19 protein-coding genes are annotated in these 16,529 nt (G+C 71.8%); 8 read left to right on the forward strand and 11 right to left on the reverse strand.

Going from position 1 to position 16,529, the window contains the following annotated elements:
* Both ABR571_RS09550 and dacB read right to left on the reverse strand, forming a co-directional pair.
* A partial coding sequence (locus ABR571_RS09550) for a zinc-dependent metalloprotease (protein ID WP_409452959.1) occupies positions 1-991 on the reverse strand: 991 nt, incomplete at its 3' end.
* Between the two features lie 26 nt (positions 992-1,017).
* A complete protein-coding gene (dacB, locus tag ABR571_RS09555) occupies positions 1,018-2,391 on the reverse strand; it encodes a D-alanyl-D-alanine carboxypeptidase/D-alanyl-D-alanine-endopeptidase (protein WP_409452960.1) in 1,374 nt (457 codons plus the stop codon).
* Between the two features lie 55 nt (positions 2,392-2,446).
* Here dacB and ABR571_RS09560 point away from each other — a divergent pair, with 55 nt between their 5' ends.
* From ABR571_RS09560 to ABR571_RS09575, 4 genes are read left to right on the forward strand one after another with little or no spacing between them, the layout of a single operon-like run.
* On the forward strand, positions 2,447-2,947 hold the full coding sequence (locus ABR571_RS09560; RefSeq protein ID WP_409452961.1) for an inorganic diphosphatase: 501 nt from the start codon (positions 2,447-2,449) through the stop codon (positions 2,945-2,947).
* Between the two features lie 46 nt (positions 2,948-2,993).
* Positions 2,994-3,839, forward strand: a complete 846-nt coding sequence (locus ABR571_RS09565) for an SDR family oxidoreductase (protein ID WP_409452962.1) — start codon at positions 2,994-2,996, stop codon at positions 3,837-3,839.
* The gene (locus tag ABR571_RS09570; RefSeq protein WP_409452963.1) at positions 3,836-4,375 is read left to right on the forward strand and encodes a carboxymuconolactone decarboxylase family protein; all 540 of its coding nucleotides are present in this window, start codon (positions 3,836-3,838) and stop codon (positions 4,373-4,375) included. The genes ABR571_RS09565 and ABR571_RS09570 overlap by 4 nt, the downstream gene beginning before the upstream one ends.
* A complete protein-coding gene (locus ABR571_RS09575) occupies positions 4,372-4,983 on the forward strand; it encodes a TetR/AcrR family transcriptional regulator (protein ID WP_409452964.1) in 612 nt (203 codons plus the stop codon). Before ABR571_RS09570 ends, ABR571_RS09575 begins: the two co-directional genes overlap by 4 nt.
* 63 nt (positions 4,984-5,046) lie before the next feature.
* Here ABR571_RS09575 and ABR571_RS09580 read toward each other — a convergent pair whose 3' ends face one another.
* Positions 5,047-5,958 (reverse strand): sucrase ferredoxin, encoded by a 912-nt coding sequence (locus ABR571_RS09580; RefSeq protein WP_409452965.1) that lies wholly within the window; start codon positions 5,956-5,958, stop codon positions 5,047-5,049.
* 63 nt (positions 5,959-6,021) lie between these two features.
* Here ABR571_RS09580 and ABR571_RS09585 point away from each other — a divergent pair, with 63 nt between their 5' ends.
* On the forward strand, positions 6,022-6,921 hold the full coding sequence (locus ABR571_RS09585; protein WP_409452966.1) for a DUF1206 domain-containing protein: 900 nt from the start codon (positions 6,022-6,024) through the stop codon (positions 6,919-6,921).
* On the opposite strand, the gene ABR571_RS09590 is transcribed toward ABR571_RS09585, so the two are convergent.
* From ABR571_RS09590 to ABR571_RS09605, 4 genes are all read right to left on the reverse strand, one after another.
* Positions 6,918-8,156, reverse strand: a complete 1,239-nt coding sequence (locus tag ABR571_RS09590) for a cupin domain-containing protein (protein WP_409452967.1) — start codon at positions 8,154-8,156, stop codon at positions 6,918-6,920. The genes ABR571_RS09585 and ABR571_RS09590 overlap by 4 nt on opposite strands.
* Positions 8,153-8,434: a hypothetical protein gene (locus tag ABR571_RS09595; RefSeq protein WP_409452968.1), complete on the reverse strand. Its 282-nt coding sequence runs from the start codon at positions 8,432-8,434 to the stop codon at positions 8,153-8,155. Before ABR571_RS09595 ends, ABR571_RS09590 begins: the two co-directional genes overlap by 4 nt.
* An 86-nt stretch (positions 8,435-8,520) precedes the next feature.
* Complete coding sequence (locus ABR571_RS09600) at positions 8,521-9,228, reverse strand: demethylmenaquinone methyltransferase (RefSeq protein ID WP_409452969.1); 708 nt, start codon at positions 9,226-9,228, stop codon at positions 8,521-8,523.
* A 29-nt stretch (positions 9,229-9,257) separates the two neighbouring features.
* Positions 9,258-10,139, reverse strand: a complete 882-nt coding sequence (locus ABR571_RS09605) for a DMT family transporter (RefSeq protein ID WP_409452970.1) — start codon at positions 10,137-10,139, stop codon at positions 9,258-9,260.
* 155 nt (positions 10,140-10,294) lie between these two features.
* Between ABR571_RS09605 and ABR571_RS09610 the strand changes: the two genes are divergently transcribed.
* Entirely contained in the window at positions 10,295-11,131 is an 837-nt protein-coding gene (locus ABR571_RS09610) for an SGNH/GDSL hydrolase family protein (protein WP_409452971.1), read from the forward strand.
* An 86-nt stretch (positions 11,132-11,217) separates the two neighbouring features.
* Here the strand turns inward: ABR571_RS09610 and mqnC are convergent, their stop codons facing one another.
* The 3 genes from mqnC to ABR571_RS09625 form a co-directional block, all read right to left on the reverse strand.
* Positions 11,218-12,381: a cyclic dehypoxanthinyl futalosine synthase gene (gene mqnC, locus ABR571_RS09615; RefSeq protein ID WP_409452972.1), complete on the reverse strand. Its 1,164-nt coding sequence runs from the start codon at positions 12,379-12,381 to the stop codon at positions 11,218-11,220.
* Positions 12,382-12,466: 85 nt separating this feature from the next.
* Positions 12,467-13,111, reverse strand: a complete 645-nt coding sequence (locus tag ABR571_RS09620; protein WP_409452973.1) for a LysE family translocator — start codon at positions 13,109-13,111, stop codon at positions 12,467-12,469.
* The gene (locus ABR571_RS09625; protein ID WP_409452974.1) at positions 13,108-14,097 is read right to left on the reverse strand and encodes an EamA family transporter; all 990 of its coding nucleotides are present in this window, start codon (positions 14,095-14,097) and stop codon (positions 13,108-13,110) included. The genes ABR571_RS09620 and ABR571_RS09625 overlap by 4 nt, the downstream gene beginning before the upstream one ends.
* Before the next feature lie 107 nt (positions 14,098-14,204).
* On the opposite strand from ABR571_RS09625, the gene ABR571_RS09630 reads away from it, so the two are divergent.
* Positions 14,205-14,603 carry a VOC family protein gene (locus tag ABR571_RS09630; protein ID WP_409452975.1) on the forward strand — a complete coding sequence of 133 codons (399 nt, stop codon included), beginning with the start codon at positions 14,205-14,207 and terminating at the stop codon, positions 14,601-14,603.
* 31 nt (positions 14,604-14,634) lie between these two features.
* Here the strand turns inward: ABR571_RS09630 and ABR571_RS09635 are convergent, their stop codons facing one another.
* Positions 14,635-15,960, reverse strand: coding sequence for an adenylate/guanylate cyclase domain-containing protein (locus ABR571_RS09635; protein WP_409452976.1), 1,326 nt, complete (start codon positions 15,958-15,960; stop codon positions 14,635-14,637).
* A 144-nt stretch (positions 15,961-16,104) separates the two neighbouring features.
* Between ABR571_RS09635 and ABR571_RS09640 the strand changes: the two genes are divergently transcribed.
* A partial coding sequence (locus ABR571_RS09640) for an SDR family NAD(P)-dependent oxidoreductase (protein ID WP_409452977.1) occupies positions 16,105-16,529 on the forward strand: 425 nt, incomplete at its 3' end.

Raw genomic sequence — 16,529 nt, forward strand, 5'->3', positions numbered from 1 at the left:
GCAGCGTCTCGGCCGACGTCCAGATCGCGTTGAAGTCCTCGACCCCGATGCGGTCGACGACGGCCCGGACGAACGCCGACCCGTCGACGTACTGACGGGTCTTGGCCTCCATGCCGAGCAGTCGGCGCAGCAACCGGTCGAGCGGGTTGCCGCCCTTGCGGCGACGCGAAGCGAAGCGCGCCTCGATGACCTTCTGGGACGGGATCACCGACGCCGGGACGGCGTTCATCACGTACTCGGCGTGGCCCTCGACCAACGACATGAACGCGGTGACCCGCTCGAGCACCGCGCGCTGCTCGGGTGTGGCGAGGACCGACAGCACGCCGGCTCCGCTGCCCTGTCCGCGCGCGACCTTCACCAATTCGCTCATCGCACCGGACAGCCGGCGGCGCATCTCGGCCGGATCGGTCTCGATCGTGGCCGTCAACGCGTCGATCTCGTTCAGCATGTGCTGCCGCAGCCACGGGACGGCGGTGAACTGGACGCGGTGCGTGACCTCGTGCAGACACACCCACAGGCGGAAGTCGCGCGGGTCGACCTTGAGCTGGCGCTCGACCGACACCAGGTTCGGCGCCACCAGCAGCAGCTGCCCGCCCGGCCGGTCGAAGAACTCGAACTGGCCCAGCACCTTGCCCGACAAGAAGCCGAGCAGGACGCCGACCTGGGCCCCGGTGATCCGGCCGCCGATGCGCTCAGCGACCTTGCCGACCGGGTTGTCGGCGGTCAGCTTGGTGACGACCGGGTCCATGATCGAGCGCATGCCGCCGGCATTGGCGTCGATCCAGGCCGGCCGGTCGATGACGCGGGTGATGGCCGTGACGGGGGGCTCGCGCAGCCGGGTCAGCTGGGCGACGTGGTCGGCCGCCTCGGCGGTGGCGCGGTACAGCTCGGTCACCGCGTCCTCGGCCTCGCGCCGGGACACCCCCGGAGAAGATGGGCTGAAACGCTTCGCGCTGCGCGCGGCCACGTCCCAGTCGATGAGCGATGACATGCACCACACGCTACCTGCGCGATGGCTCAGAGGTCGGCCAGTCGGGTGGCGATCGCATCGAGGGCGGTCTCGGCGTCCAGGGTGGCGTGGGTCCGGTCGGCCACCAGCGCGAAGGCGAGGAGGCGTCCGCTGCGGTCGTGGACGGTGCCGGCCAGGGTGGAGACCCCGGTGAGCGTGCCCGTCTTGGCCCGGACGACGCCGGCGGCCAGGCGCTGCGAGCCCTTCACGAACCGGTCGGCCAGGGTCCCCGACCAGCCGGCGACCGGCAGGCCGCTCTCCACCGCGTGCAGCCCCGGCTGGGCCGAGCCGGCCACCAGGCGCATGACCCCGGCCAGGGAAGCGGCGCTCACCCGGTCGCGGTCGGCCAGCCCGCTGCCGTCGACCAAGCCGGCCCCGGGATCGACGCCCAACCGGGACAGGACGGCCCGCACGGCCGCCGCACCACCGGTGAACGACGCCGGACGGTTCTCCGCCACCGCCACCTGGCGGGCCAGCGACTCGGCGATCACGTTGTCCGAGCCCTGCAGCATCTGCTCGACGAGCCTCGCGAACGGCGCCGACGACACGGTCGCGAGCGGGCGGGCGCGGACCGGGGCGAGTCCGGTCGACACCGGCAGCTGCGGGCGGCCCAGCGCCTTGGCCAGCTGGTGCGCTGCCGCCAGGTCGGGCAAACTGCTTCGGATGGCATCGGCCGGATCGGCCCGGCCCCCGTCGGTCATCACCGCGGTGATCGCCGACGCGTAGTCGCTCGGGACGTCCTCGGGCGCCCAGGCCGGTGAGATCGCCGGACCGGAGTACAGCGAGTCGTCGACCACGATCTTGGTCGGCTGGACGTGGGCCCTGCGCAGCTGAGCGGCGAGGTCGCTCATGCGGGCGGCGTCGCGGTACGGGCCGTCCTTTCCGGCGGGGGCGGCCGTCAGCGTGGGGTCCCCGCCGCCGACCAGGACGATGGCGCCGCCCGTCCCCTCGACGACCCGGGTGGCGATGCGGGCCGTCGGCGGTCGCACCGCGAGCACGGCGGCCGCGGTGAGCAGCTTGGCCGTCGAGGCGGGCGTTGTGGGCGTGGTGGCGCCGCGGTCGTAGAGCACCGTCCCGGTCTGGACGTCGACCACCTCGGCCAGCAGACGCGAACCCAGTCCGCCCGCCCCGGCCACACCGGACAGCGCCTCGGCGACGGCGGCGGGCGCGGGAACCGGCGCCGGCGGCACGGGCGATTCTGCCGGCGCGGGCGAGGTCGCGCCGCGCAGCGCGGCCGGCGTCGGTGGCGGCGTCGTCGCGGCCGGTTTGTCGATCCGCTGGCGGACGAAATAGGAACCGGCGAAGCCCGCGGCAACCGCGGCGGCGGCCAGCACCATGATCAGCAGGAGTCGGGCCGCAGTGGGCAGACGCGAGCGGCTCACGATGCGTCAGACTATCCCTGCCTGATTGCTCGCCACGCCGACCAAGGAGCGCTTCGTGGAGTTCGACGTCCTCATCGAGATCCCCCGGGGCAGCCGCAACAAGTACGAGGTCGACCACGCGAGCGGCCGCATGCGCCTCGACCGCACCCTGTTCACGTCGACGCAGTACCCGGCCGACTACGGCTTCATCGAGGACACCCTCGGCGAGGACGGCGATCCGCTCGACGCGCTGGTGATCCTGCACGGCGACCCGCTGTTCCCCGGCGTCCTGGTCAAGTGCCGCGCGATCGGCATGTTCCGGATGACCGACGAGAAGGGCGGCGACGACAAGGTGCTGGCCGTGCCGGTCACCGACCCGCGGCTCGAGCACCTGCGCGACATCCACCACGTGCCCGAGTTCGACCGGTTGGAGATCCAGCACTTCTTCGAGGTCTACAAGGAGCTCGAGCCGGGCAAGTCCGTCGAGGGTGCGAACTGGGTCGGTCGGGTCGAGGCCGAAGCCGAGATCAAGCGCTCCTACGACCGGCTCAAGGCCAACCCCGACGCCGTCGGCTGATCGGTTCCTATTGACGAACAGGAGTGTTCGTCAATAGCGTTCACGGATGGACGTCGCGCACAAGCGGGTGCTCATCACCGGCGCAGCCAGCGGGATCGGCCGAGCCGTCGCCACCGCAGCCGGGCAGGCCGGCGCGCAGCTCGTCCTCACCGACCGCAACGCCGAGCTGCTGGCCCAGGCCGCCGCTGAGCTGACGGCCGCCGGCGCCCACGTCGCAGTCACGCACGCCGCCGACGTCTCCGACCTCACCCAGGTGCGGACGCTGGCCGACGCGGTGCACGCTCAGGGTGGCAACGTCGACGTCGTCATGAACGTCGCCGGCATCGCGGCGTGGGGCACCGTCGACCGGCTCGAGCACCGACACTGGCAGGCCATGGTCGACGTGAATCTGATGGGGCCGATCCACGTGATCGAGTGCTTCCTGCCGCCGATGATCGCCGCCGGCCGCGGCGGTCACCTGGTCAACGTGTCGTCGGCCGCCGGGCTCATCGGTCTCCCCTGGCACGCCGCGTACAGCGCGTCGAAGTTCGGACTGCGCGGAGTGTCCGAGGTGCTGCGCTTCGACCTGCGTCAGCACCGGATCGGCGTCAGCCTCGTCTGTCCCGGCGGCGTAGCCACCCCGCTCACCGACACGATCGAAATCGCCGGCGTCGACCAGACCGGCCGCCGGTTCGCGCGCATGCAGGCGCACTTCCGCAAGCGCGCGGTGACGCCCGAGCAGGTGGCGGCGGCGATCCTGCGCGGCGTGCGGCACAACCGCTACCTCGTCTACACCTCGCGCGACATCCAGGCGATCCATCTGCTGCAGCGGGTGTTCCCGCCCGGGTACGTGCTGATCATGCGTGGCATGAATCTCGCAATGCGCCGCACACTGCCGGTGGCCGGCTCGTGACGGCGCCGCGCATCGCGCCCGGGACCCGCCGCGACGTCGGACCGTTCGCATGGGGCTTCGCGCAGGTCGCCGCACGGGTGTCGCGCACGAATCCGCCCAACCTGTTCCTGACGATGGGGCGCCAGCACAAACTCTTCCGTGGCTGGCTGCGCTTCGCCGGCCGGCTCATGCCCGGCGGGACGCTGCCCCGGCGCGAGACCGAACTGGTGATCCTGCGGGTCGCGCACCTGCGCAGCTGCGACTACGAGTTCCAGCACCACGTCCGGCTCGGCCGGCGGGCCGGGGTGACCGGGGAGGATGTGGCCCGCGTCGAGGCCGGTCCCGACGCCGACGGCTGGACCGAGCGCGAGCGGGCGCTGCTGCGCGCCGTCGATGCGCTGCACAGCGACCAGGACCTCGACGACCGCACCTGGACGGCGCTGCGCGCGCACCTGGACGAACCGCGGGCGGTCGAGTTCCTGCTGCTGGTCGGGCACTACGAGATGCTGGCGACGTTCCTGCTGACGCTGCGGGTGCAGCCCGACCGCCACCGATGAGCGGAGTCGAGCGGCTGCCGCGCGGGCGGCACAAGCTGAGCCGTGAGGACGTTGCCGGCCGGCAGCGCGACCGGATGCTGGCCGCGCTGGCCGACGTCCTCACCGAACGGGGTTACGCCAACACGCCGGTCGCCGCGGTGATCGAGCGGGCCGGCGTCTCGCGCGAGACGTTCTACCAGCAGTTCGCGTCGAAGCAGGACTGCTTCATCGCCGCTTTCGAGGACGCGGTCGGCGACATCGCCACCGCACTGTTCACCGAGCTGGGCGCGAGCGAGGGCACGCCGCTCGAGCGCTTCGACCGCGGTCTGCGCGTCTATCTGGCGACACTGGCCGCCGAACCGGCCAAGGCCCGGCTGTTCCTGGTCGAGACCTACGCGGCCGGTCCGGGGGCGATTGCGCGCCGGGCCGAGATCCAGGCCCAGTTCGTCGACGGGATCGCCACGCTGTTCGGCGCGCGCACCAAGAGTAAGCGCGCGGTGTGCGAGGCGCTGGTGGGCGCGATCGTCGCGCTGGTCACCGCCCGCATCGTGTCCGACAACGTGGCCGGGCTGGCCGCGCTCCGCGCGCCGATCGTCGAGCTGGCCGGCGCGACGCTGGTCAAGCGCTGATCGTCACCTGCGTCGCCGCCGGCAATATTGCGAACATCGCTGTTCGTGGCGACTCGGAGCGGTTTAGTCCACCGGGACGATCGCCACCGGGCGGTAGGCCAGGTAGTGGTTCGGGCGCGGGTTGTGGCAGGTCAGCCCGGGCGCGGCCACGCGCTCCACCTGCACCGTCACGTCGAGCAGCCCGTGCGGGCCGCGCACCCGCACCACCGCGGCCCGGTCCACCACGGGTCCGGACGCGACAACCGACAGGTCGAGCCGTGACCGCACGGCCAGGTGCTCGTGCGCGAACGCCAGCGCCGCCTGGGCGGCCGGCGCCAGGCCGACCCGTCCGCGCAGCAATGCCCCGACCACCTCACCCGACTCGGCCGCGGCGATGAACTCCTCGGCGGCGAAGGGCAGCACCCGTCCGTACAGCAGCCCGGACGGCAGGACGAGGACGTTGGCCGCGAACCGGTCGCCGCCGAGGTGGCTGCACTCCCACACCCGGCCCGGGCGCAGCGCCGCGATCGCGGCGGCGACGGGGCGGCCGCGCAGCGCGCAGCAGGTGTCATGCTTGCTGTGCGCGCAGACCAGGTACAGCGGGTCGGCGTCAACCGTCCCGGGCGATGCGTCGAACGGCAGCGCGGCCAGGTCGGCCGGCGACGTGAACGTCCCCCAGCGCAGCGACTCGCGTCCGTCGCGGGTGTCGACGAGCGCCCACCGACGCGCGTCGGTCCGCGGTGTCCGACCGGGGCGGCGGATCGCCTGCACCCGGATGCCGAACCGACCGGCCGCGGCCTCGAGCTCCGCCGCCGCCGACGCGCCGAACCGCGAGTCGACCAGCCCGCGCGAGCCCCACGGACCGGGCTGTTCGACCAGCAACAGCCGCGCGGCCGGGAACGCCGTCCCCAACATCGGGTCACCGCGCAACTGGGCCCGCAACGCGCACCGGTCAAGCGTCTCGCGCGGACGCGGCGGATGGTGCGGGGAGGCCACCCTGCCACCCTGCCAGCCGGCCCCTGGGTTTGCCGTCGCCGGGCCCCGGGGTATCGATCGGGCGTGGCCCACGCCGTGTCGGAGCCCGCTGGTCGCACGTCCGACCGGGGGCCGTCTTCCGACGTCCGCCAAGCGGCCGCCGGCATCGCGAACAACGACTGGGGCGAGCGGGCCGCCCGCACCGGCATCGCCGCCCGGGGCCTGGCCTTCCTCGTCCTGGCCTACCTGGTCGTGCGCATCGCACTCGGCGCGCTCGGCGACGGCGGCACGAGCAAGACGGCCAGCGGTCCCGGCGTCGCCCAGGCCGTCGCGGCGCAGACCGGCGGGCAGGTCATGCTCTTCGTCCTCGGCATCGGCCTGCTGCTCTACGCGCTGTTCCTCGCCCTCGACGCCGTGCGCCACCACGACGACGCGTCCTCGGACTGGAAGCGGTGGCTCGAACGGGTCGAACCGCTCTTCGGTTGCCTCCTCTACATCGCCTTCGGCGCGTACTGCCTCGTGCGGGTGTTCACCGACACCAGCAAGGGCCAGAGCGCCCGGCAGTCCGACCGCCAGCAGACACAGTGGAGTGCCGAGGTCCTGCGCTGGCCGGCCGGGTGGCTGTGGCTCGGCGGCCTCGGTGTCGTGCTGTTCGTCATCGCCGCCGTGCAGCTCAAGCGGGGCGTCAAGCGCAATTTCGAGGACGAACTCGAGGTGGGCCGGATGGGCCGGCACATCCGCTCCATCGCTACCGGGCTGGGCATCGGCGGGCACGTCGGCCGTGCGCTCATGTTCGGCATAGTCGGCTGGTTCGTCCTCGGCGCCGCGGTCGAGAACGACCCCAGGAAGGGCAAGGGCGTCGACGGCGCCGCGCGCATGCTGGCCAACAGCGCCTTCGGGCCGACGCTGCTCGCGGTGCTCGCCGCCGGGTTGGCCGCGTTCGGGCTCTACCAGTTCGTCGAGGCGAAGTACCGCAAGGTCTAGACGGGAACGAGGACGCCCTCGCGCAGCAGCCGCCGCGTCACGGTCAGCTGGGCGGCGGCGTCCAACCCGGGCAGGTCGGCCGCCCGCACCGGCGCTCCGGCGAGCACGACCTTCACCGCGTCGGCGGCGCTGCCGGGCAGGGTGATCGTCCGGTCCAGCAGCACGAGCCGGACCTCGTCGGCCCCGCCGTCCAACCGCACTCGAAGCCCGCTCCGCAGCCGCACCGTCGTGTCACTCGTCAGCGCATCGGCGGCGGCCAGTTGGGCGAGCGGGCCGATCGGCGCGGGACGCGTGCGCCGCATCAGGTCCACCCCGAGCCGGCGGGCGACGTCGGCCACCGGCACCGCGTCCAACCGTTCGTGCAGCGCCGCGACGGTCCCGGCCAGCTCGGACGCCAGCACCGTCGGATCGCTGAGGTCGACGCCCATCGGCAGGGACGTCCGCAGTGCGGCGTCGTCCTGCGCGAGGTCGAGCAGATGGCGCACCAGCTGGTAGCGGCTGACCGCGTGCACCCCGATCGTCAGGTGGATCGACGTCTCACCCTGTGCGGCGGCCGAGTGGATTGTGCCGCGCGGCAGGTACAGCGCATCACCCGGTTCGAGCACCGTGTCGATCAGCGGCGGCTCGGCGGCGCGGGCGGCGACCTGGCCGCGGAACTGCTCCCACTGCTGGTTGTCCAGCGGCGCGTCGACGACCGGTTCGTGAATCGTCCACTGCTTGCGTCCGGCGATGTGCAGCACGAACACGTCGTGGACGTCGTAGTGCGGCGCGAAGCCCTGGTTCTGGGGCGGGGTGATGTAGGCGTTGATCTGGACGGGATGGCCGAGCTCGGCGGCCAGCCGGCTGCCGAAGTCGACCAGGGGCGGCCAGCTGCGGTGCAGGGCCTGCAGGACGAGCGTGGCGCCGTCGCCGATCGCGGCCAGCACCTTGTCATCGGCGACCTGATCGCCGATCGAAGCACCGGCCCCGCCGCCGCGGGTGAACCGCGCTGCCGGCAGAACCGACCCGTCCTTCGCCATGCGCAGGAACGGGGTGCGCAGGCCGCGGTTGGACACCAGCTCGTCGACCGCCTCGGCCGAGAGCAGATCGGTGAACGTCGCACCGAGCTCGGCCGTGCGGGTCAGCAGCGGCGCGCGGCCCCAGTGCTCGCGGGCGAACAGATCGGTGGCGCAGGCGATGCAGCGCGCGAGCGCCGAACCACCTGCGCCACCTGTCAGATCAGCAGAGGCGCTCACGCACCACCGTCGGCGCCGCCGTCACCGGCCCCACCGTCAGCACCGCCGTCGCCGCCGGAACCCGCGCCGCCGTCGCCGCCCGAACCCGCGCCGCCGTCAGCACCGCCGTCGCCGCCCGAACCCGCGCCGCCGTCAGCGCCGCCGTCGCCGCCGGAACCCGCGCCGCCGTCCGAACCACCGTCGTGCTGGCCGGCGCCGCCGTCGCCGCCGGAGTCGGAACCGCCGTCCGCGCCGCCGTCACCGGTCGTGATGTCGCTGGAAATGTCGCTGTCGTCCATGAGGATCCTTTCGTGGGGGCTGTACCAGCCACGCTAGTCAGCCGCGTCGGACACGCAAGGTCCTACCCAATCGACCGCAGCGATCCTCAGGAAGCCGGGCGTTCGGCCATGTGCAGGGCGACGACTCCGCCCGTCAGGTTCGTGTGCCGCACGTTCGCCCACCCCGCCGCGGCGACCGTGGCGGCGAGCGCCTGCTGGGCCGGCCACGCCCGGATCGACTCGGCCAGGTAGACGTAGGCGTCGGCGTTGGACGACACGCGCCGGGCCATCCACGGCAGCGCGCGCATCAGGTAGTTGAGGTAGACGAGACGGAACGGCCGCCAGGTCGGCGAGCTGAATTCGCAGACGACGAGGCGGCCGCCGGGGCGGACCACGCGCTTCATCTCGCGCAGGGCGGCGGGGACGTCGGCCACGTTGCGCAGGCCGAAGCTGATCACCGCGGCGTCGAAGGAGGCATCGCGGAACGGCAGCGCCATCGCGTCACCGGCGACGAAGGGCACCGCCTCGCGGCGCTTCTTGATCGTCCGGCCGGCGCGCAGCATGCCGATCGAGAAGTCGCAGGCGACCGCCCGGGCGCCGCCGCGGGCCAGCTCGACGGTGGAGACACCGGTGCCCGCGGCGAGGTCGAGCACGCGGTCGCCCGGAATCAGCTGCAGACACTGGCGAGTGCGTCGGCGCCAGCGCCGATCCTGCGCGAAGGACAGGACGGTGTTGGTCAGGTCGTAGCGGCGCGCCACCCCGTCGAACATCTGCGCAACCTCGCGCGGCTGCTTGTCCAGCGTCGCTCGAGGCATTCGGTGAGTCTTTCAGCCGGAGGCGGGATTCAGCAGGCGGGGGCGGGTACGTCCTGCGGGTTGGCCAGCCGGATGGCGCCGCTCACCACGGCGGCCAGGCAGACGATGTATGCGCAGCAATGGCCTGCGCCGAGCGGGATGCGCTCGCGCAGGAGCACGACGCCGAGGAGCACGGCCATCAGCGGGTCGGTCGCCAGATTGGCCGGCAGGGTGGCGCCGAGCGCGCCGACCTGGAACGACATCTGGGTGAGGACGGTGGCCCCGAGGCCGAGCACGACGATGCCGAGAAGCGGCACCAGTCCCCGGGGCGTGGCCAGCAGCCCGTGAATCCCGGCCCGCGAGGCCCGGTCCGACGCCGCGTCCACCATCACGGCCAGCGTCCCGAAGTAGCTACCCGCCACCAGCCCGTACATCGAGCCGCGGATGAGCCGGTTGCGCCCTGTCACCAGCAGAGCGAGCACGAGACCGACGAGCAGCACGATCAGGACGGCCATCGCGACCTTGCGCGAATGCGGGACGTGCCCGTTGCCGGGCTGCCCCACCAACGTCAGGAAGACGCCCAAACCGCCGAGCACACCGAGCACACCGAGGTAATCGCCGAGTCGCGGCCGGTGGCCGCCCATCAGGAAGCTGACACCCAGAGACACCGGCAGCATGAGCACCACGAGAGGCTGGATGAAGACCACCGGACCGGCCGACAGCGCGATGATCTGCAGGACGAACCCCACGATGTCGCCGGCGATCGCGAGCCACCAGACCGGACTGCGCGCGAGCCGCCACAGCCCAGCCGCGTTGGCCTGGCCCTCACCCTCGGAGTGCTTCTGGGCCGTGCGGTGCTGGACGACGATGGACGTGCCGTACACGATCGCCGAGGCGACCCCGAAGGGGACGGCGACGACCAGGGACGACACTGTGGCAGGGTATCCGGACGCCGCCCCGCGCTACCTGAGTTCGCCACCCGGCGCCGCGCCCGCGTTCATCGAGCGTTCTTACTGCGACGGTCGTACGGTGCCTGCAACTCGTTCCAGTTCGTCGGAGGTCTGCTGTGCGCTCACGCCGTGCCCTGTTGTCAATCGCCGTGGCTGCGGCCGCCGTCGCGAGCGCCGTCGTCATCCCGGCCTCGCCGGCCACGGCGGACGCGACCCCGCACTACTACGTGGCGCTCGGTGACTCGTTATCCGTCGGCTACATGCCGGGCTCGGGCGACACGAACCAGGGCTACTCGGACGATCTGTACCAGAGCCTCTTGGCCAAGGACCCGTCGCTTCAGCTCGTCAAGCTGGGCTGCAGTGGTGAGACCACCACGACGATGATCAACGGTGGCAAGTGCACCAGCCGCTACCCGCTCGGAACGTCGCAGCTCGCGGTGGCCGAGCAGTTCCTGCGCGCGCACCCCGGTCAAGTGACTCACCTGACGCTGGACATCGGCGCCAATGACGTGGACGGCTGCGCGTTCGGCGGCTCGATCGACGCCCTCTGCGTCGCCCAGGGCACGACGACGATCGCCACGAACCTCGACAAGATCCTCGACGGCCTCACCGCGGCCGACGCCAGGTTGCCGCTGTCGGCCGGCATGACCTACAACGACCCGTTCCTCGCGAGCTGGCTGACCGGCCTGCAGGGGCAGCTGGTGGCCGCCGCTTCGGTCAGCCTGCTGCTCGCCATCAACTCGGTCGAGAGCCTCGAGTACGTCGCGCACGGATTCAAGGTCGCTGACGTCGCGGCGACGTTCCACACCTTGGACTTCGTGACCCAGCCGACGGTCGCCCACTACGGCAGCCTGCCGCGCAACGTCGCCGACATCTGCCAGTTCACCTTCATGTGCAGCCAGCTGAACATCCATCCGACGGTGGCCGGCTACCAGTTGATCGCCAACACGTTCGCGGCCAAGTTCGGCGCCTGACGCTTCCGGGGGTTGTCTCGCCTCCACCGTGATCAAGAGATCGGAACCGTCGATATTCGACGAATCCGATCTCTTGATCGGGTGCCTCAGCTGGCGGCGACCACCGGCAGGAGCTTCAGCGCGGTCGAGCTGAAGTGCGAGTGCACGCGCTCGTCGACCGGGTCGTTCGCCGGGTCGTCATGCACGTCCAGGTGGCGGTAGAGCGTGTCGCGCTGCGCCGGGATGCGTCCGGCACCGCGGATCAGCTCGATCAACTCGGTCCGGTTCGAGCGGTGACGCGCGCCGGCCGACGAGACGACGTTCTCCTCGAGCATCACCGAGCCGAGGTCGTCGGCACCGAAGTGCAGGGTCAGCTGGCCGATGTCCTTGCCCGTCGTCAGCCACGAGCCCTGCAGGTGGTTGATGTTGTCGAAGAACAGCCGGGCCACCGCCACCATGCGCAGGTACTCGAGCGAGGTGGCCTGCGTCCGTCCCTTCAGGTGGTTGTTCTCGGGCTGGTACGTCCACGGGATGAACGACCGGAAGCCCCCGGTGCGGTCCTGGACGTCGCGGATCATGCGCAGGTGCTCGATGCGCTCGGCGTTGGTCTCGCCGGTGCCCATCATGAAGGTGGCGGTCGACTCGAGGCCGAGGCCGTGCGCGGTCTCCATCACCTCGAGCCAGACCTCGCCCTTCTCCTTCAGCGGCGCGATCGCGGTGCGGGGACGGTCGACGAGGATCTCCGCTCCGGCGCCGGCGAACGAGTCGAGCCCGGCCGCCTTCAGGCGCCCGATGATCGTCGCGAAGTCGAGGCCGGCGAGGCGGCCCATGTGCACGACCTCGGACGCGCCGAGCGAGTGCAGCGTCAGCTGCGGGTAGGCGGCCTTCATGGCGGCGAACGTCTGCTCGTACCACTCGATGCCGAGCTCGGGCGAGTGGCCGCCCTGCAGCATGATCTGCGTGGCGCCGAGGTGGACGGCCTCGCCGCAGCGGCGCAGGATCTCATCCTGCGAGTGGGTCCAACCCTCGGCGTGGCCGGGCGCGCGGTAGAACGCGCAGAACTTGCACGCGGTCACACAGACGTTGGTGTAATTGATGTTCCGGTCGATGATGTAGGTGGCGACGTTGTCGGGGTAGCGGCGCCGGCGGACCGCGTCGGCGGCCTGCCCGAGCGCGTGCAGCGGTGCCTCGGTGTACAGCAGCAGCGCCTCGTCGGGGGTGATCCGGCCACCGTCGGCAGCATGGTCGAGCAGGCTCGCGATCGTCACCAAGTCAGGGTAGCCGGGGCTCAATTCACCCCGGTGACGAGGAACAGCCGCCACTCACCCGCATCGCAGCAGCCGTGCCTGGCGGCGGTCAGCGGGCGACCGCGCGTCCGCGATCGGTGAGCAGCCGGACGGCCAGCGCGCTCAGCACCGTTCCCATGAAGTACCGCTGCGCCCGCAGCCAGGCCGGTCGCCGGGACAGGAAGATCGCGACCGTCCCCGCCGTGAGCACGATCAGCGCGTTGATCGTCAGCGCGATCGAGATCTGGATGGCGCCGAGCCACAGGCTCTGCAGCGGCACCGACCCGCGGTGCGGATCGATGAATTGCGGCAGCAAGGACACGTACAGCACCGCGATCTTGGGGTTCAGGAGGTTCGTCACCATGCCCATGGCGAACAGCCGCCGCGGCCGTTCGACGGGCAGCTCCCCCGGCACGAACGCCGAGCGGCCCCCGGGGCGCAGCGCCTGGAACGCGAGGTAGAGCAGGTACACCGCGCCGGCGATGCGCAGCGTCAGATACGCGGTCGGGACGGCCGCGAAGATCGTCGCGATGCCGGCCACCGCCGCGGCCAGGTAGACCAGAAATCCGACGGCCACGCCGCCGAGGGAGATGAGGCCCGCCACTCGGCCCTGCGTGATCGAGCGCGACACCAGGTACAGCATGTTCGGCCCGGGCGTGAGGACGAGCCCGAGCGCGATGAGCGCGATGCCGGCGGCCGCTCCTGCACTGATCACCGGCCCACCGTCTCACCTGCGTCGACGTCGGTACCGGGCCGCTTCGCGTCCTCCGGCTCGGGGCGGACGCGCCGACTGACGAGCAGGCCGGCCACGGCGAGCACGACGATCGCGGCGCCGATCGCTTCGCGTCCTGACAACCGCTCGTTCAGGATCAGCGCGCCGAGGATCACCGCGACCACCGGGTTGACGAACGCGTAACTCGAGACGGTGGTCGGCGAGAGCTTCCCGAGGACGAACACGTAGCAGGTCATCGCGAGCAGCGTGCCCGGCCCGATCAGGTAGATCAGCGCCCACCACGAGTGCGCGCTCACGTCCCCGATCGGGAACCACAGGTTGCCCTGGAACGCGGCCACGGCCGCGCACACGAGGCCGCCGCAGAACATCTCCATGCCCGCCATCAGCATCGCCCGCGACGGCACCGGCAGCCGGCTCTGCAGCGCCGAGCCGGTGCCCCAGCTGACCGACGCCAGCAGCACGGCGATCGTGGCGCCGACCGGCACCGCCGACGTACCCACCCCACTCAGGATCGTGATGCCGATCAGGCCGACGACAAGCGCGGCCCAGCGGGCCGGCCCGGGCATCCGGCGCGACAGGACCGCGTCGGCGACGACGATCCACAGCGGAACGGTGGCCACCAGCAACGCGGCGATGGAGGACGGCAGCTTCACCTCTGCCCACGACACCAGCCCATTCCCGCCGGCCGGCAGCATCGCGCCCAGCAGCAGCATCGCGCCCCACTGCCGCTTGCCCGGACGGTCGGCGACCCGCTGCTCCGGCGTCCCGGACAGCCACCCGATGGGCAGCAGGATCGCCCCGGCGATGACGTAGCGGATGGCCGCCATGGTGAACGGCGGAAAGGTCTCGACACCGACCCGGATCGCCAGGTACGTCGAACCCCAGACGATCCAGACGACGACCAGCGCGGCCCAGGCGAGCAGCGTGGCCGACCGGACTGCCGGCGTCCGCGTAAGCGTCGTAGTCATACTTTGAACCTTACGAGCGTGGGCCAGTGAATACCGGCGGATTTCCGCCATCGCGTTCGGCCGCCGTACCCGTCGCCGGGATTTCGCGTCGGGCCAGAATGGGTGCCATGGCTTCGTTCACCGGTTTTCACCACGTCTCGCTGACCGTCCGCGACGGCGAGCGGGCGGCCGAGTGGTACGCCCGCGTCCTGGGGTTCGAACGGGCCGGGCAGATCGACGGGGAGTCGTTCCAGCGCGTCGTGCTCCGCCATCCGGACGGGCTGCTTATGACGTTGCTGACGCACGACGGCGGCCCGGGCGACGACTTCGACGAGCGGCGTACGGGGCTCGACCACTTCGCGTTCGCCGTGCGCAGCCCGGACGAGGTGGACGCGTGGGCCGAGCACCTGCGCGGCTGCGACGTGGATTTCGACGGGCCGAAGGCCGGCGGACTGCCCGGCAGCCGGCTGATCGTCTTCCGCGACCCGGACGGCGTCCAGCTCGAGTGCTACTACAGCCCCGCCTGATCGACCCGCACGCGGTCGACGTCCGCCGTCGTCAGGACGGGGCGACGGCGAACAGCCGCCACTCACCTGGCAGGCCCTTGAGCTCGGCTACCCCGCGGTCCTCGAACGCTATGCCCGAGCCCGCGACCAGATCCTTGACAGTGCCGGAGACGAACACCTGACCGGCACCCGCCCGGCCCATGACCCGTGCGCCGATGTGGACGGCGATGCCGGCGACCTTGCCGTCGAGCATCTCGACCTCGCCAGTGTGCAGGCCGGCGCGCACCTCGAGGTCCAGCGCCCGGGCCGACTCGACGAGCGCCTGGGCACACCGGATCGCACGCGCCGGACCGTCGAAGGTCGCGAGGAAGCCGTCGCCGGAGGTGTCGACCTCCGAGCCGTCGAAGCGGTCGAGCTCGCGGCGCACAGCCGCGTAGTGCTGCGCGAGCAGGTCACGCCATTTGCGGTCGCCCTTCTCGGCCGCGATGGTCGTCGAGCCGACGAGATCGGTGAACAGGACGGTGGCGAGGACCCGGTCGGGCGTGCGGGTCTCCCGGCGACCGGTCAGGAACTCGCGGATCTCGCCGATGACCTGCTCGGGTTCGAACCACGCGAGGTGGTCACCGCCGGGTAGCTCCACGTACTTCGCCCCGCGTACCGTCCGCGCGAGGCACCGTGCGTTCTCGACGTGACACACCGTGTCGTCGACCGCGTGCAGGATGAGGGTCGGCACGTTGATGGCCCCGGCCACGAGGCGGACGTCGATGTCGAACGCCATCCGCGCGAACGCCTCCCACGACGCCGGGGTGCACGAATACCTCTGCAACCGGGCCAGCCACGTCCGCGCCCACGGCGCATCCCCGATGCTCGGCGCGTAGTGCTGCATGCCGTTGCCCTGGCCCCACCGTTCGGGCAGCTGGGCCACGGCCGCGTCGAACTGCTCTTGCGTGCTGTCGCCCCACGGCCACTCGTCGTCGCGGCGTTCGCGCACCTCCGAACCCTGCAGGATGAGGGCCACGGTACGTTCGGGATGGGCGGCCGCGAACAGCATCGCGAGGGGCCCGCCCTCGGACTCGCCCATGATCGCGGCCCGCTCGCTGCCCACCGCATTGAGGACGGCGCGGATGTCGTCCATGCGAACCTCGAGGCTGGTCGCGCCCGGCACCCGGTCGGACATGCCCATGCCCCGCTTGTCGAAGACGATCACCCGGGCGAACTCGGCCAGCCGCTCGTAGTAGCTGCGATATGCCGGCAGCTCCCACAGGATCTCGAGGTGGGTGTACGACCCCTCGACCGAGACGAGGTCGATCGGACCGTCCCCGACCACGCGGTACGCGACGTCGATGTCTCCGCTCCGTGCGAACCGGACCTCGCTCACGCCCTCACTCCGTTCGGGCGTGCAGAGCCGCGATACCCCTGTTTCGCTCCGCAAGCGTCGCTCACGCGGCCAGGGTGGGGCCGCCCCGGCGCCCGGTCAAGCCGACCACCACCCCGGCCGACTCCTGGCCCTACGCTGCAAGGCATGAGCCTGCCTACCCCCGGTCCGGACCGCGCCGCCGTCGTCACCGGAGCCTCGTCCGGCATCGGCGCCGAGATGGCCCGCGAGCTGCACCGGCGCGGGCACCAGGTGGTCCTGGTCGCCCGCTCGGCCGACAAGCTCGAGGCCCTGGCCGCGGAGTTCGGCGAGCGGGCGTACGTGCTGCCGGCCGACCTGTCCGACCGGCCCACCCGAGCCGACCTCCTGCGCCGCGTCGAGGCGCTGGGCCTCACCCCCGACGTCCTCATCAACAACGCCGGGCTGTCGACGCTCGGCCCGGTCGCCGCGTCGGACCCGGACGCCGAGATGAACATGGTCGAGGTGGACGTGGTCGCGGTGGCCGACCTGTGCAGCCGGTTCCTGCCGGGCATGGTCGAGCGCGGCCAGGGCGCCGTCCTCAACGTGGCCTC

This window comes from Jatrophihabitans sp. (assembly GCF_046262535.1).
Classification (GTDB): domain Bacteria; phylum Actinomycetota; class Actinomycetes; order Mycobacteriales; family Jatrophihabitantaceae; genus Jatrophihabitans.

What these genes read in the sequence shown, in the direction of transcription:
- ABR571_RS09565 (WP_409452962.1), top strand. Translation starts at nt 2,994, where the DNA reads ATGGACGTCGCGCACAAGCGGGTGCTCATCACCGGCGCAGCCAGCGGG.
- ABR571_RS09575 (WP_409452964.1), top strand. Translation starts at nt 4,372, where the DNA reads ATGAGCGGAGTCGAGCGGCTGCCGCGCGGGCGGCACAAGCTGAGCCGT.
- ABR571_RS09595 (WP_409452968.1), bottom strand. Translation starts at nt 8,434, where the DNA reads ATGGACGACAGCGACATTTCCAGCGACATCACGACCGGTGACGGCGGC.
- ABR571_RS09600 (WP_409452969.1), bottom strand. Translation starts at nt 9,228, where the DNA reads ATGCCTCGAGCGACGCTGGACAAGCAGCCGCGCGAGGTTGCGCAGATG.
- ABR571_RS09625 (WP_409452974.1), bottom strand. Translation starts at nt 14,097, where the DNA reads ATGACTACGACGCTTACGCGGACGCCGGCAGTCCGGTCGGCCACGCTG.
- ABR571_RS09630 (WP_409452975.1), top strand. Translation starts at nt 14,205, where the DNA reads ATGGCTTCGTTCACCGGTTTTCACCACGTCTCGCTGACCGTCCGCGAC.